The following is a 20,668-nucleotide window of genomic DNA, read 5'->3' on the forward strand; positions in this document are numbered from 1 at the left end:
AGAGGCATTTTCTTATTTACTTTTAGTAACTTACAAGTGTCTCATATCGGCGACAGTTTAATTTCTGACGGTAATAATTAGATATTCAGCGAAGGAAAAAACTTAAGAAAAAAGCCATAAAAACCATGAGGTTATTATGGCCGATTTGAGGAGGGAAAGAGTAAGAGCAGTTTGTTAAATGTACAACGACGATTCTCCCACCGGGCGCGTTTTAAAGCGACGGTGGATCCAGAGGTACTGCTCCGGTGCGCGCATGATCTCTTTCTCGATAATCTTGTTCATATAAGCAGCGGCTTGATTTTCATCTGTCGGGTAGCCTTCCATCTCTGGGGTGATGAACAAACGATATCCGCTGTAATCCGCTTTTCTTACCATCGTTACGGTCAACATGGCTGCGCCAGAGAGACGGGAGAGAACATAGGTGCCATTGGTTGTGGCGACATTTTCCACCGCAAAGAACGGCGCGAAGGAGCTGCCTTTACGACCATAATCCTGATCGGGAGCAAACCATACCGCTTCACCTTTCTTCAGTGCACCGACAATGCCGCGCAGATTATTTCTGCCGATCATCGCTTTGTTAGAGCGCATGCGCCCACGGGTCTGCACCCATTCCATCAGCTGATTATTATGTGGACGATAGGTAGCCATCATTGGTTGGCACAGTCCCATCACGCGGCCGCCCAGTTCCAGCGACATAAAATGGACGCCGACAACCATTACGCCGCGATTTTGCATTTGTGCGCGTTTAAGGTTATCCAACCCTTCAACATCAAACCATTTACGTACGCGACTGTCGGGCCAGAACCATGCCATGCCGGTTTCTACCAGCGCCATGCCGAGTGAACGAAAGTTTTCGGCAATCATCTTCTCGCGTTCTTCCGCAGAATGCTGCGGGAAACAAAGTTCCAGGTTTTTACGGGCGATAGATTCACGACGTTTCAGGAATGGTCGCGCCATTGCGCCAATACGCGTGCCGAGAAAGCAGAGAACAGGATAAGGAAGCTGTACCCAAAGCCAGAGTACACCAAGCCCAAACCATGTGAGCCAGTAGCGAGGATGTAGAAACTCGCGGGAAAATTTGCATTGTGGAAACATAGTTACCTTCTGTAGATACGAATTGTTGTATCGCAGAAGATTCCATGTCGACAGCGGTACACTCAATTGGTTGGGCCATCATGTACGACAATGGTTCCTGTAAAGAGTGTAAAGACTAGTCAGGACATAACCACGAGGAGCATGAATGCGGTGGCTCTACTTTATCACTGGCTGACTGCTTTCAGCTACTGATTATTAATCGTGCAAAGTAAAAAATTTTCCGCACGCAATAGCGTTGCATTTAACGTGCTGTTTTCATTGATGCTTAGCAAAAATTGCCAGAGGTTAAGGATTGTCTTACTATTAAAGTGACTGAAGTTACAGGTTTTTTAGCGCGGCAGGAGGTTGAGCTATGATTTATTTATGGATGTTTCTCGCCCTGTGTATTGTCTGCGTAAGCGGCTACATCGGTCAGGTACTGAACGTGGTATCGGCGGTCTCTTCTTTCTTCGGCATGGTGATCCTCGCTGCACTCATTTATTACTTCACCATGTGGTTAACTGGCGGTAATGAACTGGTGACGGGGATATTTATGTTTCTTGCCCCGGCTTGTGGCTTGATGATTCGCTTTATGGTGGGGTATGGCAGGCGATAGTGGGTCAGGATGGCTCATTTGGGCAGGTGTTCACATCAGCATCAGACATGATTGTTCACCTGCCATGTGACAGACGCTATCTCACAGGATGAATAAGATAATTCGCCTTTGTCGGATAAGTAGGCGTGATTTCTTCTGTGAGGTTTAATGGTGGCACATCTTCTCTCATCTTAAACAAAATCGCCTGTGATGGCTGAAGTTTTGTAGAGTGTGTGGTCGTCATCGCTGATGTTTTTTCAGTCTCTTTATAGCTCCTCTCACTTACACCACCAGAAATGGAAAATGCAAAAACATTGCATGCCATAATAGAGACCAATAAAAATAAGCTGAAAAGTATTAAGTTTACTTTCATAGAAAGTTATCCTGAAAATGGTTCACTGAGAACCATACGATGTTATGGCTGTATTTACATATAATTAATCAATATTTACATCAATATAATAAATGACATCTCTTTGTGGTATATAAGAATAGTTCTCTGCGACAGGAGGCATATTCCTACAACTGTAAGACTAAATGCCGCTTTGCGATAATAACTACAATTGTAAGATAACCCTTTCAAAATGACCGTTGCTCTCTGATTTCTCATTTCATGCTCACCCAATATGATGGCGGCGTTTTCTAAAACTGTTAAAGAATGAGGTAAGTATGAAACGTTTAATTATGGCTACGATGGTCACAGCAATTCTGGCATCTTCAACTGTATGGGCTGCTGATAATGCACCGGTAGCGGCACAACAGCAAACTCAGCAAACCCAGAAAACGGCAGCAGCAGAGCGTATCTCTGAACAAGGTTTATATGCGATGCGTGACGTGCAGGTAGCGCGCCTGGCTCTGTTTCATGGCGATCCGGAAAAGGCAAAAGAACTGACCAATGAAGCTTCCGCTTTGCTGTCAGATGACAGTACCGAATGGGCAAAGTTCGCTAAGCCAGGTAAAAAGACCAATCTCAATGATGACCAATATATTGTCATTAATGCATCTGTCGGAATTTCTGAGAGTTATGTAGCAACACCCGAAAAAGAAGCCGCGATAAAAATTGCCAATGAAAAAATGGCGAAAGGGGATAAAAAGGGCGCAATGGAAGAGCTTCGCCTGGCCGGTGTTGGCGTAATGGAAAACCAATATCTGATGCCGCTTAAACAGACTCGTAATGCACTTGCTGATGCGCAGAAACTGCTTGATAAAAAGCAATACTACGAGGCAAACCTGGCGCTTAAAGGTGCGGAAGATGGAATCATCGTCGATAGCGAAGCACTGTTTGTGAACTAATGCTGACAGGCAGTATATTGAGGTAAAGGATTTAACTCCCTCCAGCCGACAATTTTTTATGACCACAATACGACAGGTTGTGGTCATAAAATTATTTGGCGCTCGCGGTTCTATAAACACGCATTTTATTTTCCTCAAAGTAAACCGCAATAATCCCGTGTCATCACAAATCATTTATTATGTTATGCTTTATGGTACGCTTTAAAAAGCGTAATCATACTCTTACTTGTAAATCACCGGCGCTTCTTACAGTTGTAAGAATAACATCACAAATGTCGCGACTCTCTCTGATTACCACGAATCAATATTTATCATATTCTTCTTTTCGTCCTCACTACTTACCATGCAGAAAGGAATTGGAAGTGGCGATGAAATAATTTTCAGTACTTGATACAGGAATTTAAAAATATCGAGTGCCGCTACGAAGATATTTTGCGGATTATTTATAGAGGGCGTTATGCCTTAAATAAACGCTAAATTAACACATATTTAATTAACTAATAGGTATTGCTATGTCAACTCCACTTCAAGGAATTAAAGTTCTCGATTTCACCGGTGTGCAATCTGGCCCATCTTGTACTCAAATGCTGGCCTGGTTTGGCGCTGACGTTATTAAAATTGAACGTCCCGGCGTTGGTGACGTAACGCGTCACCAACTGCGAGATATTCCTGATATCGATGCGCTTTACTTCACCATGCTTAACAGTAACAAACGTTCTATTGAGTTAAATACCAAAACAGCGGAAGGCAAAGAGGTAATGGAAAAGCTGATCCGCGAAGCTGATATCTTAGTCGAGAACTTTCATCCAGGGGCCATTGATCACATGGGCTTCACCTGGGAGCATATTCAAGAAATCAATCCACGTCTGATTTTTGGTTCGATCAAAGGGTTTGATGAGTGTTCGCCTTATGTGAATGTAAAAGCCTATGAAAACGTTGCTCAGGCAGCGGGTGGCGCGGCATCCACTACGGGTTTTTGGGATGGTCCGCCGCTGGTAAGCGCTGCAGCGTTGGGTGACAGCAACACCGGAATGCATTTGCTGATCGGTTTACTTGCTGCTTTGCTGCATCGCGAAAAAACGGGGCGTGGGCAACGAGTCACCATGTCAATGCAGGATGCCGTATTGAACCTTTGCCGCGTGAAATTACGTGACCAGCAGCGTCTCGATAAATTGGGGTATCTGGAAGAATACCCGCAGTATCCGAATGGTACATTTGGTGATGCAGTTCCCCGCGGTGGTAATGCAGGTGGTGGCGGTCAGCCTGGCTGGATCCTGAAATGTAAAGGCTGGGAAACCGATCCTAACGCCTATATTTATTTCACTATTCAGGAGCAAAACTGGGAAAACACCTGTAAAGCCATCGGCAAACCAGAATGGATTACCGATCCGGCATACAGTACAGCCCATGCCCGACAGCCACATATTTTCGATATTTTTGCTGAAATCGAAAAATACACTGTCACTATTGATAAACATGAAGCGGTGGCCTATTTGACTCAGTTTGATATTCCTTGTGCACCGGTTTTAAGTATGAAAGAAATTTCACTTGATCCCTCTTTGCGCCAAAGTGGCAGTGTTGTTGAAGTGGAACAACCGTTGCGTGGAAAATATCTGACCGTTGGTTGTCCAATGAAATTCTCTGCCTTTACGCCGGATATTAAAGCTGCGCCGCTATTAGGTGAACATACCGCTGCTGTATTGCAGGAGCTGGGTTATAGCGACGATGAAATTGCTGCAATGAAGCAAAACCACGCCATCTGATATTAACGGGGGCTTCTGGCTCCCAATTTATAAAAATTTCGAGGTTATTAATCATGTCAGATCAACTTCAAATGACAGATGGTATGCATATCATCGTTGAAGCATTAAAACAGAATAATATTGACACTATTTATGGTGTTGTAGGTATTCCTGTGACGGATATGGCACGCCATGCCCAGGCGGAAGGCATTCATTATATTGGTTTTCGTCATGAGCAGTCGGCAGGCTATGCCGCTGCGGCAAGCGGTTTTCTTACCCAAAAACCGGGGATCTGCCTGACAGTTTCTGCGCCAGGATTCCTCAATGGTTTGACCGCATTGGCCAACGCAACGGTAAATGGTTTTCCGATGATCATGATTAGCGGCTCCAGCGACCGCGCGATCGTCGACCTACAGCAAGGTGATTATGAAGAGCTGGACCAAATGAATGCGGCAAAACCGTATGCCAAAGCAGCATTTCGCGTTAATCAGCCGCAGGATCTTGGCATTGCATTGGCACGCGCTATCCGGGTCTCTGTATCGGGTCGCCCTGGCGGAGTTTATCTTGATTTGCCAGCAAATGTCCTGGCCGCGACGATGGAAAAAGACGAAGCGTTAACCACGATTGTTAAAGTTGAAAATCCGTCGCCAGCATTATTGCCATGCCCGAAGTCAGTCACTAGCGCAATTTCGCTTTTAGCAAAAGCTGAACGGCCATTAATTATCCTTGGCAAAGGCGCGGCGTATTCACAAGCTGATGAACAGCTTCGTGAATTTATTGAAAGTGCTCAGATTCCATTCCTGCCAATGTCTATGGCGAAAGGGATCCTTGAAGATACGCATCCACTTTCTGCGGCAGCTGCGCGTTCGTTTGCCCTGGCAAATGCTGACGTTGTCATGCTTGTTGGTGCACGACTGAATTGGTTATTGGCACACGGTAAAAAAGGATGGGCGGCAGATACACAGTTTATTCAACTGGATATTGAACCGCAGGAAATTGACAGCAACCGCCCCATTGCTGTGCCAGTCGTTGGTGATATTGCATCCAGTATGCAAGGTATGCTGGCAGAACTGAAACAAAACACATTTACGACTCCACTGGTATGGCGCGATATTTTAAATATCCACAAGCAGCAAAATGCACAAAAAATGCATGAAAAATTAAGTACAGATACTCAACCATTAAATTACTTTAATGCATTAAGTGCTGTGCGCGACGTATTGCGCGAGAACCAGGATATTTATTTAGTTAATGAAGGTGCAAATACCCTGGATAATGCACGAAATATTATTGATATGTATAAACCACGTCGTCGTCTGGATTGTGGTACCTGGGGTGTCATGGGCATCGGTATGGGCTATGCCATCGGTGCTAGCGTGACTTCTGGTTCTCCGGTTGTCGCCATTGAGGGTGATAGTGCTTTTGGTTTCAGTGGGATGGAAATTGAAACGATTTGTCGATATAACCTACCGGTGACGATCGTTATTTTTAATAATGGCGGCATCTACAGAGGAGACGGTGTTGATCTCAGTGGCGCTGGTGCACCATCACCAACGGATCTGTTGCACCATGCAAGGTATGACAAATTAATGGATGCGTTTCGTGGCGTTGGCTATAACGTCACCACGACAGATGAACTTCGTCATGCTTTAACCACCGGTATTCAGTCGCGCAAACCGACCATTATTAATGTGGTTATCGACCCTGCAGCAGGAACTGAAAGTGGCCATATTACCAAACTTAACCCAAAACAAGTCGCTGGTAATTAAATACTGACATCGTCTCCTCTTGCCAACTCATTATGCGATGGTGAGGGGACCCTTATCGGAAATACTATTATGCTAACATTTTTTATTGGCGATTTATTGCCTATTATCGTAATCATGCTGTTGGGTTATTTTAGCGGCAGACGAGAAACTTTTTCAGAAGATCAAGCCCGCGCATTTAATAAACTGGTATTAAACTACGCTCTTCCTGCGGCTCTATTTGTTTCTATTACCCGGGCAAACAGGGAAATGATTTTTGCGGACACTCGTCTGACCCTTGTATCACTTGTGGTTATTGTCGGATGTTTCTTTTTCTCCTGGTTTTGTTGCTACAAATTTTTTAAACGTACCCATGCAGAAGCAGCTGTATGTGCATTAATTGCGGGTTCACCTACCATTGGATTCCTGGGGTTTGCAGTTCTCGATCCTATTTATGGTGATTCCGTATCAACAGGTTTAGTGGTAGCAATTATTTCTATTATTGTTAACGCAATTACTATTCCTATTGGTCTGTATTTGCTGAATCCTTCCTCAGGAGCGGATGGTAAGAAGAATAGTAATCTGAGCGCATTAATTTCTGCGGCAAAGGAGCCAGTAGTATGGGCACCTGTTCTGGCAACGATCCTGGTGCTGGTTGGGGTAAAAATTCCGGCAGCATGGGACCCAACCTTTAATCTGATTGCGAAGGCTAACTCAGGGGTAGCGGTATTCGCTGCGGGGTTGACTCTGGCTGCACATAAATTCGAGTTCAGTGCCGAAATTGCTTATAACACCTTCCTGAAGTTGATTCTGATGCCACTGGCGCTGCTTCTCGTTGGTATGGCATGTCATTTGAACAGCGAACATTTGCAGATGATGGTACTGGCAGGCGCATTACCGCCGGCATTCTCCGGAATCATTATTGCCAGCCGGTTTAATGTCTACACCCGTACTGGTACAGCGTCATTGGCTGTGAGCGTACTGGGCTTTGTCGTCACGGCTCCCTTGTGGATTTATGTCAGTCGACTGGTTTCATAATTAATCATGTTATTGATTTTACATAAATGCCGAAGTGTCTTTTCACCTTCGGCTTTTTTCAAGGCATAAGCAAATGACAAATAATGAAAGCAAAGGGCCGTTTGAAGGCTTATTAGTTATCGATATGACACATGTCCTTAATGGACCTTTCGGAACTCAACTTCTTTATAATATGGGCGCAAGGGTAATTAAAGTTGAGCCACCAGGTCATGGTGATGATACCCGCACATTTGGTCCCTATGTGGATGGACAGTCACTCTATTACAGTTTTATTAATCATGGCAAAGAGAGTGTGGTTCTTGATTTAAAGAATGATCACGATAAAAGTATATTTATAAATATGCTCAAACAAGCTGATGTATTAGCTGAGAATTTTCGCCTAGGTACAATGGAAAAACTGGGGTTTTCATGGGAAAGGTTACAAGAAATCAACCCGCGCCTCATATATGCTTCATCGTCAGGTTTCGGACATACCGGTCCGCTAAAAGATGCTCCTGCCTACGATACCATCATTCAGGCAATGAGTGGGATAATGATGGAAACAGGGTACCCTGATGCTCCGCCAGTGCGTGTTGGTACCTCTCTTGCGGATCTATGCGGCGGTGTCTATTTATTCAGCGGAATAGTGAGTGCACTTTATGGCCGCGAAAAGAGCCAGAGAGGGGCGCATGTCGATATAGCGATGTTTGATGCCACGCTGAGTTTTCTGGAGCATGGTCTGATGGCATATATTGCGACAGGGAAGTCACCACAACGCCTGGGAAATCGCCATCCCTACATGGCACCTTTTGATGTTTTCGATACTCAGGATAAGCCGATTACGATTTGTTGTGGTAATGACAAGCTTTTTTCTGCGTTATGCCAGGCACTGGAGCTTACGGAACTGGTTAATGATCCCCGATTTAGCAGCAATATTTTACGCGTACAAAACCAGGCTATTCTTAAACAATATATTGAGCGAACGTTAAAAACGCAGGCAGCTGAAGTTTGGTTAGCCAAAATACATGAAGTTGGTGTGCCCGTCGCGCCGTTATTAAGTGTGGCTGAGGCCATTAATTTGCCACAAACTCAGGCGAGAAATATGTTGATTGAAGCCGGAGGAATAATGATGCCGGGTAATCCGATAAAAATCAGCGGCTGCGCGGACCCGCATGTTATGCCGGGAGCGGCAACGCTCGACCAGCATGGGGAACAAATTCGCCAGGAGTTCTCATCATAAATGTAAGATGTGCTGGTAAATAGCTCCCACATTAGAACATTGTGGGAGCCGCAATTTAGTCATTTTTCTGACAGAAAACAGCAATCTCCTGGTCCAGCTCTGCAATGTGTTCTTTAACAGAGTTCAGCAGCTGAAGAATTTCAGGCTTACTGTCATCTGAAGCAGGTGTTATTTCTAACTGATGGCTAATATTAATCAACTTTTGCAAATTCAGGATGTTAGCCGCACCGTGGATGCGATGAATACACTGATGGAAAGTTCTGTTATCGCCAGCTTCTAGTGCATGAAACGCAGCGGGTAGATCTTTATGCGTTTCATGCTGGAAAGTCATGAGAATCTCCTGCATCAGTTGTAGATCATTCGCCGTATTATTTTTCAGGGCTTCGATATCAAGGTGGCGATACTGAGGTGCAATATGCGCAACCTGGTGTAACTGACTTAAATGTGTTTTCAGTACATCCAGGGTCAACGGTTTGAACAAACATAAGTTCATGCCGCAACTTAACCCTTTTTCACGTTCGTTAGCCTGTGCGTTGGCTGTAAGCCCCCAGATGGGTAAGGAAGAATTTTGCTCACGGAGTTTGCGAGTCAACTCAAAACCATCCATATTCGGCATATTAACGTCAGTAATAAGCAGATCATAATGTTGCATACTGACTTTGTGTAGCGCTTGCACACCATCAGTGGCTTCATCAACATCATATCCTAATAGATTTAGCTGGCGTTTGAGTAATAGCCTGTTGGTCGGATGATCATCCGCGATTAATATGCTCAACTTTTCAGGTAGTGTGATGGGTTGTTCTGCTTTTGCCTCGACAGTCGCCACTTGCTGGCTAATTTCTACCGGGATTGTGATCGTAAATGTTGTTCCTATGCCTGGATGACTTTCTAATGATAAATCGCCCTGCATATTTTTAATTAATTCTTTGCAGATCATTAAGCCTAAACCAGAACCTGTTTGCTGACGACCTGCACTTGTTTGGCTGTAGCGTTTAAACAGTTGTTGTTGTTCTTCCTGCGATAATCCACTTCCAGAATCCATAATCGTCATTTTGATAACAGCGTGGTTGTCATCAATGTGACCCAGGGAGGTCGTAATTTTTACTGCCCCCTCGGTGGTAAATTTGAGAGCATTACTCAGTAAATTTGATAAGACCTGCTTAAACGCCTGAGGGTCGATCTTAACCAGGTAATGATCAGGAAATGTACTGCTGCAACTTAATGCGATCGATTTGCTTGCAGCAATCGCACCGAAAGAGTGACAAGTGTTCTGGACTAAAGTAGGGATATCGACCCATTGTGGTTGAAGTTGATAGTTACCCGATTCAATTTTGTCGACATCAAGGATTTCACCAATTAAGCCGAGGAGTGATTGTCCGGTGGCGTAGGCAAGTGAAATCGCCTCCACCCGTTGCTCCTTGCTAAGACCAGAACCCGACAGAAGTTCCAGGAAGCCCATAATAGAGCTTATTGGTGTTCTTATTTCGTGACTCATCGTTGCCAGAAACTGACTTTTTGCTACGGTAGCCTTTATCGCTTTATTTTTTTCTACCTCGAGTGCATTAATTAGATCACGCGTTTCAGTAATATCTTGCCAACCACAAATATATACTGCATTGTCACTTGCAGGAAGATTGCATAATGTATGCCAGTGATTAATGCATCTTTTCTCGATGCCATTATCAATTTCAAATACCTGTGTGTATATTGTTCGATTTTCTTTCGTTTCTGCTGTGACTTCATGCGCATTAGAAAAAACATCTTTAAAGGGTGAGTCACTGTTTTCTAATGGTAACATTGCATTTTTGTAGTAATCCGCAGTGAAATAATGTTCAAAAGCACTATTATGACTAATGACATTACCTTGCCAGTTTACAACATAAGTTGGATTCGGTAAGGAATCCGAGAGTGCTTTTCGGAATGATATTTGGTTTTCTAAATCACCCTGAATGACTTTACGACGACGAACTGAGCGTAACAGGTAGAATCCCCATAAAAGGCTACTGCCAACTAATAAAACGGATAATGTCGTAACAATATAAAATTGCTCGCTATATAGGTCCCATGTGTCAATGGTCACATTGGGCATTTTAATCCATTTTTCCGTCAGGCGCAGAACTTCGCTTGGGGGAATTGCATTCAGTGCTTTATTAATAATATCCTTAAGTTCCGGTTCTCCGCGAGGAAAAGCGAACGAAAGCGATGCATTCGGAACGCCAGGAATAAGAAAATGATAAAGTTCATTAGGATAGTAATGATCGATCATGTAACGCGAATTTAGCTGTGTCGCGACCAGAGCATCAAGTTCACCTTCCTTAACCTTGTGAAATGCAGCGCTGGCATTATCGACCTGTATCCATTCAACCTCCGGATACATCTCTTTTAATTGCGAATGCAGCTCATAATAATATGGAATGGCAACTTTCATTCCTTTTTTTAATGTTTGTTCACTGTCAGGCGCTTTTTGCATGACAAAAACGTAAGGCGTTGTTATGAAGGCTTCAGCAAATAAAACATTATTTTCTCGATCTTCACTATAAATAGCGCCAGGTATTATATCCCATCCTCCGGGGCTAAGCTGTGTTCCAGCATGGATATTGTGTGAAACGGTGATCGGAGAAAAATTTAAACCTGTTTGCAAGGTAATAATATTAAGAATATCCCCCATAACGCCCCGAACCGAGCCATTTTCATCCGTCATAGAATAGGGGGGCGAGTAAGGATTTTCCAGCACCTTTAAATTGGGATGCTGCTTAATCCACTGTTTTTCATGTTCAGTGAGTTCTAATGGTTTGTTCAGAAAGGCCAGGTTTCCTGTATCAAGCCAATTTTGTGATACTTCATAGCGAACTTCATTTGTTAAAGCATCAACAAATCTATTGAGTACTTCATTAAGAATGACAGATTCTTTTCTGGTCAAGAAAAAATTATATTGACGCGGCGAGTTATAATATTTCACTACATTTAAGGAGTGAGTGAAATAGCGGGAAATCATACTGCTGGTAATGATGTTACTACCAATAAAGTAATCATTGTGCCCAGCTGAGACGGATGCTAATGCCTGATATAAATTTGTAAAAGAGATAATTGTTGCTTTTGGAAATGATTGATGAATTACCTCGTCTGGGGGGTAATTTGCTACCCGAGCAATATTTACTGGTTTTGGTGAGGTAAGCGGTCGCATTGAGTCGTGAAGGGTGGTTACCAGCGCCGGAAAGGTAATTATCAATGGTTTGGTTGCAGCAATGTCATTATTAAGAGGCGGCGAAGTAACTAAATGTGATAACACTATATCGACTTCACCTTCTGCAAGCGCGTCCATTGCTTTTTGATGATCTGCGTATTCCCGGAGTGTTAATTTGATATTTAACGCTCTTTTTAAAAGATTTAAATAATCAGCATTAATACCACGAACCTGTTGCTGCGAATCGGTATGCAACAAGGTAGCCGTTTGGGACTTGTGTACTGCAATCACAAGATTTTTTTTGCTCGCTAACCAACGTAATTCCTTGTTGCTCAGACGTACTGGATCAAGTGTGACACGGTTGTTACTACTGATGCCACGATATTCGATGTAATCTTCGTCTGCGAAACTTATGGTCGACCAAAGACCACAACAGAGAAGAAAAAAATAGGGTAAAAACTTCATGTGATTAGCCGATTTTGTTACGTTGCGCGAATGTGTAAAGATCCATCAGTGATTTACATTCTAATTTTTCCATCAGGCGACTTTTATACGTGCTGACAGTTTTGTTGCTGATGAACATTTTTTCCGCAATGTCATTATTATCCTTGCCATCAAGAATATACCGCATGACACTAATTTCTTGTTTCGATAAGGAGTCGAGTTTTTGCTGGTCGGACGTTAAACTTCCAACAAACCGGTTGAGAGAGAAGGGGAAATAGCAGTAGCCATTTTTTGCAGCTTCAATAGCCGCAATGATATTGTTCATGCCTTCTTTTTTACTCACGAAACCATTAGCGCCAGCATCAGCACAATGTTTCCCGTAAAAATGGTCATTTTTAGCGGAGACGATAATAATAATTCCACTATATTGGCGCTTCCTCAGCGTTTCTAACACCTGGATACCGTTAACTCCGGGGATATCGACATCAATGATGACGATATCAGGCTTAAGTGTTTCCACCCGCTGAACGGCGCTTCCGCCTTCAGTTAACTCCGCTAAGATTTCAATATCGTTTTTGATCAATAAATTACGAATTGCTGCGATAGCAAGAGGATGGTCATCAATAATTATTGCGTTCATAGATTATTCCCTTTGCAATGAAGCATCTCCCTTCTCCCTGTAGTAATACAGACATAAGGCGTCATCTCATTTTCTCAATAAAAATAAGAAAATCTGAGCTTCCTTTAAGATAATTCGACAAGTATACCATATAAATAGTCGGCATAAATGAAATGTCAACAATAAAATCAGGGATTATACCGATGATTTATAGTTTCAAGTTAGCACTATAAGTCTTCTCACTAATCCTACAGGCGTAAGAATTGTATTGCAAAAGCCACGGTTTAGTCCTCTGTTGTTTTTTTTGCACCTCATTTAAATTAGGCCTCCAACGTTCCTGGGATAATGTGCAACACATGCACTGTGTTTGATATGAAGAATGAATACTCTTTTCATTCAATTCATAAATTTCATCTATGCGAAATGAGAGATAATAGTGGAACAGATTAATTCAAATAAAAAACAGTCTAACAGAAAAAAATACTTTTCTTTATTGGTGATAGTTTTATTTATTGCGTTTTCAGGTGCCTATGCCTATTGGTCAATGGAATTAGAAGACATGATTAGTACAGATGACGCCTATGTCACGGGGAATGCAGATCCAATTTCTGCACAAGTCTCAGGTAGTGTCACTGTAGTTAATCATAAAGATACGAACTACGTTCGACAGGGTGACATTTTAGTTTCACTGGATAAAACTGATGCCACTATCGCACTCAATAAAGCTAAAAATAATCTGGCAAATATTGTTCGGCAAACGAATAAACTGTACTTACAGGATAAACAATACAGTGCCGAAGTCGCTTCAGCACGTATTCAGTATCAACAATCTTTAGAAGATTATAACCGTCGTGTGCCTTTAGCGAAGCAGGGGGTTATTTCAAAAGAAACGCTGGAGCATACCAAAGATACGTTAATAAGTAGCAAAGCGGCACTGAATGCCGCTATCCAGGCTTATAAAGCGAATAAAGCTTTAGTAATGAACACACCATTAAACCGTCAGCCACAAGTAGTTGAAGCGGCGGATGCAACCAAAGAAGCCTGGTTGGTGCTTAAACGTACGGATATAAGGAGTCCGGTTACTGGCTATATTGCCCAGCGAAGTGTTCAGGTCGGCGAAACAGTGAGTTCCGGACAATCGTTAATGGCTGTCGTACCGGCACGTCAAATGTGGGTTAATGCCAACTTTAAAGAAACACAACTCACGGATGTACGGATTGGTCAATCAGTCAATATTATCAGCGATCTTTATGGTGAAAATGTTGTGTTTCATGGTCGGGTGACAGGGATCAATATGGGAACCGGCAATGCGTTCTCCTTATTACCTGCACAAAATGCGACAGGGAACTGGATCAAAATCGTTCAGCGTGTACCGGTTGAAGTTTCTCTTGATCCAAAAGAACTCATGGAACACCCCTTGCGCATTGGTTTATCGATGACTGCAACTATTGATACGAAGGACGAAGACATTGCTGAGATGCCTGATCTGGCTTCAACCGTGACCTCCATGCCTGCTTATACCAGTAAGGCTTTAGTTATCGATACCAGTCCGATAGAAAAAGAAATTAGCAACATTATTTCGCATAATGGACAACTTTAATGGCAATCACTAAATCAACTCCGGCACCATTAACCGGTGGGACGTTATGGTGCGTTACTATTGCATTGTCATTAGCGACGTTTATGCAAATGTTGGATTCCACTATTTCTAACGTCGCAATACCGACAATATCTGGCTTTCTGGGAGCATCAACAGACGAAGGCACCTGGGTTATCACCTCGTTTGGCGTAGCAAATGCCATTGCGATCCCTGTTACCGGCAGGCTGGCACAAAGAATAGGCGAATTAAGGTTATTTTTACTTTCAGTCACTTTTTTTTCGCTGTCTTCCTTAATGTGTAGTTTATCGACCAATCTTGATGTGCTGATATTTTTTAGAGTCGTTCAGGGATTAATGGCGGGGCCGTTAATTCCACTGTCACAGAGTTTATTATTAAGGAATTATCCACCAGAAAAAAGAACATTTGCTCTGGCATTATGGTCAATGACCGTGATTATCGCTCCGATATGTGGGCCGATATTGGGCGGCTATATTTGCGATAACTTTAGCTGGGGTTGGATATTTTTAATCAATGTCCCTATGGGGATTATCGTCCTGACATTATGCTTAACCTTACTTAAAGGAAGAGAAACTGAAACTTCACCGGTAAAAATGAATCTACCAAGACTGACCCTGTTAGTGCTCGGTGTTGGTGGCTTGCAAATTATGCTTGATAAAGGGCGCGATCTGGATTGGTTCAACTCGAGTACAATAATAATATTAACAGTAGTATCAGTTATTTCTCTGATCTCTTTAGTCATTTGGGAATCGACCTCAGAGAACCCGATTCTTGATCTCAGTTTGTTTAAGTCCCGTAATTTCACCATTGGTATTGTGAGTATCACCTGCGCGTATTTATTTTACTCTGGAGCGATCGTCCTTATGCCGCAGTTACTCCAGAAAACGATGGGGTATAATGCGATATGGGCCGGGCTTGCTTATGCGCCCATCGGCATCATGCCACTATTGATTTCACCTTTGATAGGACGTTATGGCAATAAAATAGACATGCGGGTGTTAGTGACATTCAGTTTTTTGATGTATGCGGTTTGCTATTACTGGCGTTCTGTGACATTTATGCCAACGATTGATTTTACAGGCATCATTTTGCCACAGTTTTTCCAGGGATTCGCCGTTGCCTGTTTCTTTTTACCCTTAACAACGATTTCGTTTTCAGGCTTGCCAGATAATAAATTTGCCAATGCCTCGAGTATGAGTAATTTTTTTCGTACCTTGTCAGGATCAGTTGGTACGTCGTTGACAATGACGCTGTGGGGACGACGCGAATCGTTACACCATAGTCAGTTGACAGCAACCATCGATCAATTTAACCCCGTGTTTAATTCATCGTCACAAATTATGGATAAATACTATGGTTCGCTTTCAGGAGTTCTTAATGAAATTAATAATGAAATAACCCAACAGTCACTTTCTATTTCTGCAAATGAGATTTTCCGCATGGCGGCTATTGCTTTTATCTTACTTACGGTTTTGGTTTGGTTTGCGAAACCGCCGTTTACAGCGAAAGGCGTTGGGTGATGATAAAAGGAGGGGGTTATAGCGGGTAAGACCGGGGATCTTAAGTCTGCGCCATCGGCAGCATCGCTCACCCAGGGAAAGGATTGCGATGCTGCGTTGAAACGTTATTAACGGCCTTTTGCCAGATATTGATTCATCTCTTCTTCCGGCACCATTCCACCTCCCGTCGCCCACACCAGATGAGTGGCATTACGCAATTGTTCTGCGCTGAAACCGTGCATCTGTTGGTAACTTACTGATGCACACACGCGCTGAGGTCCGGCCATACCCGCCAGTGCTGAAGGTTCAAGACGAATACCTTCTTCCTGCGCCAGCCAGCCAAGCATGTCATACATGGTTTGATCGCTAAGGGTATAGAAGCCATCCAGCAGACGCTCCATTGCCCGCCCGACAAAGCCTGATGCGCGACCAACTGCAAGGCCATCCGCTGCGGTAAGGTTGTCGATACCAATATCCTGAACAGAAATCTGATCGTGTAATCCTGTATGGACGCCTAACAACATACAAGGGGAGTGCGTTGGTTCGGCAAAAAAGCAGTGAACATGATCGCCAAACGCCAGTTTAAGCCCGAATGCGACGCCACCAGGACCACCGCCAACACCACACGGCAGATAGACAAACAGAGGGTTATCAGCATCGACGATACGGCCTTGCTGGGCAAATTGCGCTTTAAGACGCTGGCCAGCGACGGAATACCCAAGGAACAACGTGCGGGAATTTTCGTCATCAATAAAGAAACAGTTCGGGTCAGACTGCGCTGCTTTACGTCCTTCCTCGACGGCAACACCATAATCTTGCTCATATTCCACGACCGTAACGCCATGGCTGCGCAGTTTCGCTTTTTTCCATGCCCGGGCATCAGCAGACATATGAACTGTCACCTTAAAGCCAATGCGGGCGCTCATAATGCCGATTGATAACCCCAGATTTCCGGTTGAGCCCACAGCAATGCTGTATTGGCTAAAGAACTGTTTAAACTCCGGAGAAAGCAGTTTGCTGTAGTCATCATCAAGCGTCAGCAACCCCGCTTCCAGAGCCAGTTTTTCTGCATGTGCCAGGACTTCATAAATCCCGCCGCGTGCTTTTATAGAGCCGGAAATGGGCAAATGGCTATCTTTTTTCAGTAGGAGTTGCCCGCTGATCGGTTGTTGATATTCCTTTTCCAGCCGTTTTTGCATAGCCGGAATGGCAACCAGTTCTGATTCAATAATCCCCCCAGTGGCAGCAGTTTCAGCAAATGCTTTTGCCAGATAGGGTGCAAAACGGGATAAGCGCGCATGGGCGTCCTGAACATCCTGTTCGGTCAGGCCAACATAAGGTAAACCTTCAGCCAATGAGGTCGTGCCAGGATTAAACCAGGTGGTTTCTTTAAGAGCAACCAGATCCTTTACCAACGGATACTGGGCGATGAGCGAGTTCATTTTAGCGTTTTCCATAGTACGTCTCTTTGCGCTTAGATGATAAATGACAGCAGGAATGTGCCCGCCAGAGCGACGACTGAAGCGATAAATGTCGCTGTCGTATAGTATTTAAATGTTTCATTGAGCGTAGCGCCGCAATATTGCTTCACCAGCCAGAAAAGCGAGTCCGTAACGATCGTGCAGCCAATTGCACCTGAACCGATAGCAATCGCAATAATTTCCGGGCTGATGTCGGGATACAGTGGCAGCACAATGATCCATATTTATATTTTCTTCTCCAGGTTGGCGATGCCAGTTGGCATGTTTTACTTACTTGCCTATATGGTTACTCGTTGGCGAGAACAGAGGCGGAATTGGGGACAATTGTCCGGGAATTATTGTTATTTTTTATTGTATTGCTGTGTCAGGTGATAGGGCGTTGGATCTCGCCAGTGACGTCTGTTTCTGCTACAGTGCCCGTTTTACGGCAAACGGCTTGGGTATGGCTTCATTAAAGGATGTCGCACGCTTGGCGGGAGTGTCGATGATGACAGTCTCCCGGGTGATGCATAATGCAGAATCTGTGCGTCCTGCAACGCGTGACCGCGTATTGCAGGCAATCCAGACCCTGAATTATGTTCCTGATCTTTCCGCCCGTAAGATGCGCGCTCAAGGACGTAAGCCGTCGACTCTCGCCGTGCTGGCGCAGGACACGGCTACCACTCCTTTCTCTGTTGATATTCTGCTTGCCATTGAGCAAACCGCCAGCGAGTTCGGCTGGAATAGTTTTTTAATCAATATTTTTTCTGAAGATGACGCTGCCCGCGCGGCACGTCAGCTGCTTGCCCACCGTCCGGATGGCATTATCTATACTACAATGGGGCTGCGCCATATCACGCTGCCTGAGTCTCTGTATGGTGAAAATATTGTATTGGCGAACTGTGTGGCGGATGACCCAGCGTTACCCAGTTATATCCCTGATGATTACACTGCACAATATGAATCAACACAGCATTTGCTCGCGGCGGGCTATCGTCAACCATTATGCTTCTGGCTACCGGAAAGTGCGTTGGCAACAGGGTATCGTCGGCAGGGATTTGAGCAGGCTTGGCGTGATGCTGGACGAGATCTGGCTGAGGTGAAACAATTTCACATGGCAACAGGTGATGATCACTACACCGATCTCGCAAGTTTACTCAATGCTCACTTCAAATCGGGCAAACCAGATTTTGATGTTCTGATATGTGGTAACGATCGCGCAGCCTTTGTGGCTTATCAGGTTCTTTTGGCGAAGGGGGTACGTATCCCGCAGGATGTCGCCGTAATGGGCTTTGATAATCTGGTTGGCGTCGGGCATCTGTTTTTACCGCCGCTGACCACAATTCAGCTTCCACATGACATTATCGGGCGGGAAGCTGCATTGCATATTATTGAAGGTCGTGAAGGGGGAAGAGTGACGCGGATCCCTTGCCCGCTGTTGATCCGTTGTTCCACCTGATATTATGTTAACCCAGTAGCCAGAGTGCTCCATGTTGCAGCACAGCCACTCCGTGGGAGGCATAAAGCGACAGTTCCCGTTCTTCTGGCTGCGGATAGATTCGACTACTCATCACCGCTTCCCCGTCGTTAATAAATACTTCCACGGATGATGTATCGATAAATATCCTTAGGGCGAGCGTGTCACGCTGCGGGAGGGGAATACTACGGTAGCCGTCTAAATTCTCGTGTGGGTAATACCGCCACAAAATAAGTCGCTCAGATTGGTTATCAATATACAGCCGCATTCCAGTGCCGAGCTGTAATCCGTAATGTTCGGCATCACTGTTCTTCAGCGCCCACTGCAACTGAATCTCAACTGCTTGCGCGTTTTCCTGCAAAACATATTTATTGCTGATTGTGCGGGGAGAGACAGATTGATGCTGCTGGCGTAACGACTCAGCTTCGTGAACCGGGCGTTGTAGAAGTTTGCCATTGCTCTCTGATAGCTCGCGCGCCAGCGTCATGCAGCCTGCCCATCCTTCACGTTTTGAGGGCATTGGCGATTCCCACATATCCATCCAGCCGATAACAATACGCCGACCATCCTTCGCTAAAAAGCTTTGTGGTGCATAAAAGTCATGCCCGTTATCAAGTTCAGTAAAATGCCCGGATTGTGCAAAAAGTCGTCCTGGCGACCACATTCCGGGTATTACGCCACTTTGAAAGCGATTTCGGTAACTGTATCCCTCGGCATTCATTCCCTGCGGGGAAAACATCAGATAATGCTGATCGCCAAGGCTGAAAAAGTCCGGACATTCCCACATATAGCTTTCACCCGCATCAGCGTGGGCCAGTACGCGATCGAAGGCCCATTCACGCAATGAACTGCCGCGATAAAGCAGGATCTGCCCCGTGTTGCCTGGATCTTTCGCCCCGACTACCATCCACCATGTGTCGGCTTCACGCCACACTTTAGGATCGCGGAAGTGCATGATTCCTTCTGGTGGAGTGAGGATCACACCCTGTTTCTCGAAATGAATACCATCCCGACTGGTAGCCAGACATTGTACTTCGCGAATTGCATCGTCATTACCTGCACCATCGAGCCAGACGTGTCCGGTGTAGATAAGTGAGAGGACACCATTGTCATCGACAGCACTACCTGAAAAACACCCGTCTTTGTCATTATCGTCTCCTGGCGCTAGCGCAATAGGCTCATGCTGCCAGTGGATCATATCGTCACTGGTGGCATGTCCCCAGTGCATTGGTCCCCAGTGTTCGCTCATCGGGTGATGTTGATAAAACGCGTGATAACGATCGTTAAACCAGATCAGGCCGTTTGGATCGTTCATCCATCCGGCAGGAGGCGCGAGGTGAAAATGGGGATAGAAAGTGTTACCCCGGTGCTCATGAAGTTTTGCTAGTGCGTTTTGCGCCGCATGCAATCGAGATTGCGTCATTTTAATCATCCTGGTTAAGCAAATTTGGTGAATTGTTAACGTTAACTTTTATAAAAATATAGTCCCTTACTTTCATAAATGCGATGAATATCGCAAATGTTAACGTTAACTATGGCGTTTTGTGATCGAATATGCATGTTTTAGTAAATCCATGACGATTTTGCGAGAAAGAGGTTTATCACTATGCGTAACTCAGATGAATTTAAGGGAAAAAAATGTCAGCCAAAGTATTAATGCC

The 20,668-nt window shown here is 44.5% G+C and carries 15 protein-coding genes and 1 pseudogene; 9 read left to right on the forward strand and 7 right to left on the reverse strand.

The annotated features are described in order from the left end of the window. Nucleotides 1-174: 174 nt before the first annotated feature. Nucleotides 175-1,095 carry a kdo(2)-lipid IV(A) palmitoleoyltransferase gene (gene lpxP, locus ACUU1I_RS00595; protein WP_000484404.1) on the reverse strand — a complete coding sequence of 307 codons (921 nt, stop codon included), beginning with the start codon at nucleotides 1,093-1,095 and terminating at the stop codon, nucleotides 175-177. A gap of 352 nt (nucleotides 1,096-1,447) precedes the next feature. On the opposite strand from lpxP, the gene ACUU1I_RS00600 reads away from it, so the two are divergent. Beyond that, nucleotides 1,448-1,690, forward strand: coding sequence for a YfdY family protein (locus ACUU1I_RS00600; RefSeq protein ID WP_000639883.1), 243 nt, complete (start codon nucleotides 1,448-1,450; stop codon nucleotides 1,688-1,690). Nucleotides 1,691-1,766: 76 nt separating this feature from the next. Here the strand turns inward: ACUU1I_RS00600 and ypdI are convergent, their stop codons facing one another. Next, entirely contained in the window at nucleotides 1,767-2,042 is a 276-nt protein-coding gene (ypdI, locus tag ACUU1I_RS00605) for a colanic acid biosynthesis lipoprotein YpdI (protein WP_000867638.1), read from the reverse strand. A 296-nt stretch (nucleotides 2,043-2,338) separates the two neighbouring features. Here ypdI and ACUU1I_RS00610 point away from each other — a divergent pair, with 296 nt between their 5' ends. The 5 genes from ACUU1I_RS00610 to yfdE all read left to right on the forward strand — a co-directional run bounded on the left by ACUU1I_RS00610 (nucleotide 2,339) and on the right by yfdE (nucleotide 8,706). Continuing rightward, a complete protein-coding gene (locus tag ACUU1I_RS00610) occupies nucleotides 2,339-2,962 on the forward strand; it encodes a YfdX family protein (RefSeq protein WP_000825597.1) in 624 nt (207 codons plus the stop codon). Between the two features lie 512 nt (nucleotides 2,963-3,474). Then, the gene (gene frc, locus ACUU1I_RS00615) at nucleotides 3,475-4,725 is read left to right on the forward strand and encodes a formyl-CoA transferase (RefSeq protein ID WP_000106759.1); all 1,251 of its coding nucleotides are present in this window, start codon (nucleotides 3,475-3,477) and stop codon (nucleotides 4,723-4,725) included. 53 nt (nucleotides 4,726-4,778) lie between these two features. Then, nucleotides 4,779-6,473: an oxalyl-CoA decarboxylase gene (gene oxc, locus ACUU1I_RS00620; protein WP_001283468.1), complete on the forward strand. Its 1,695-nt coding sequence runs from the start codon at nucleotides 4,779-4,781 to the stop codon at nucleotides 6,471-6,473. Nucleotides 6,474-6,542: 69 nt separating this feature from the next. Further along, complete coding sequence (gene yfdV, locus ACUU1I_RS00625) at nucleotides 6,543-7,487, forward strand: transporter YfdV (RefSeq protein WP_000955024.1); 945 nt, start codon at nucleotides 6,543-6,545, stop codon at nucleotides 7,485-7,487. A 73-nt stretch (nucleotides 7,488-7,560) separates the two neighbouring features. Next, complete coding sequence (gene yfdE, locus ACUU1I_RS00630) at nucleotides 7,561-8,706, forward strand: CoA:oxalate CoA-transferase (protein ID WP_005047065.1); 1,146 nt, start codon at nucleotides 7,561-7,563, stop codon at nucleotides 8,704-8,706. A 55-nt stretch (nucleotides 8,707-8,761) separates the two neighbouring features. Here the strand turns inward: yfdE and evgS are convergent, their stop codons facing one another. Next, nucleotides 8,762-12,355 carry an acid-sensing system histidine kinase EvgS gene (gene evgS, locus ACUU1I_RS00635; protein WP_005070035.1) on the reverse strand — a complete coding sequence of 1,198 codons (3,594 nt, stop codon included), beginning with the start codon at nucleotides 12,353-12,355 and terminating at the stop codon, nucleotides 8,762-8,764. A gap of 4 nt (nucleotides 12,356-12,359) precedes the next feature. Continuing rightward, nucleotides 12,360-12,974 (reverse strand): acid-sensing system DNA-binding response regulator EvgA, encoded by a 615-nt coding sequence (gene evgA / locus ACUU1I_RS00640; protein WP_000991370.1) that lies wholly within the window; start codon nucleotides 12,972-12,974, stop codon nucleotides 12,360-12,362. A gap of 415 nt (nucleotides 12,975-13,389) precedes the next feature. Here evgA and emrK point away from each other — a divergent pair, with 415 nt between their 5' ends. After that, nucleotides 13,390-14,553 carry a multidrug efflux MFS transporter periplasmic adaptor subunit EmrK gene (gene emrK, locus ACUU1I_RS00645; protein ID WP_000435187.1) on the forward strand — a complete coding sequence of 388 codons (1,164 nt, stop codon included), beginning with the start codon at nucleotides 13,390-13,392 and terminating at the stop codon, nucleotides 14,551-14,553. Continuing rightward, nucleotides 14,553-16,091 carry a multidrug efflux MFS transporter permease subunit EmrY gene (gene emrY, locus ACUU1I_RS00650; RefSeq protein WP_001018726.1) on the forward strand — a complete coding sequence of 513 codons (1,539 nt, stop codon included), beginning with the start codon at nucleotides 14,553-14,555 and terminating at the stop codon, nucleotides 16,089-16,091. Before emrK ends, emrY begins: the two co-directional genes overlap by 1 nt. 107 nt (nucleotides 16,092-16,198) lie before the next feature. Here the strand turns inward: emrY and dsdA are convergent, their stop codons facing one another. Together dsdA and ACUU1I_RS00660 are read right to left on the reverse strand one after the other, a co-directional pair. Continuing rightward, entirely contained in the window at nucleotides 16,199-17,527 is a 1,329-nt protein-coding gene (dsdA, locus tag ACUU1I_RS00655; protein WP_000426407.1) for a D-serine ammonia-lyase, read from the reverse strand. A gap of 17 nt (nucleotides 17,528-17,544) precedes the next feature. Continuing rightward, nucleotides 17,545-17,763, reverse strand: a pseudogene (locus ACUU1I_RS00660) (GntT/GntP/DsdX family permease); the annotation flags it as partial. 230 nt (nucleotides 17,764-17,993) lie between these two features. Between ACUU1I_RS00660 and ACUU1I_RS00665 the strand changes: the two are divergent. After that, the gene (locus ACUU1I_RS00665) at nucleotides 17,994-18,989 is read left to right on the forward strand and encodes a LacI family DNA-binding transcriptional regulator (protein ID WP_001344440.1); all 996 of its coding nucleotides are present in this window, start codon (nucleotides 17,994-17,996) and stop codon (nucleotides 18,987-18,989) included. 7 nt (nucleotides 18,990-18,996) lie between these two features. Here ACUU1I_RS00665 and cscA read toward each other — a convergent pair whose 3' ends face one another. Then, entirely contained in the window at nucleotides 18,997-20,430 is a 1,434-nt protein-coding gene (cscA, locus tag ACUU1I_RS00670) for a sucrose-6-phosphate hydrolase (RefSeq protein ID WP_000194512.1), read from the reverse strand. Nucleotides 20,431-20,668 lie beyond the last annotated feature (238 nt).

This window comes from Shigella sp. SIG3 (genome assembly GCF_053555855.1).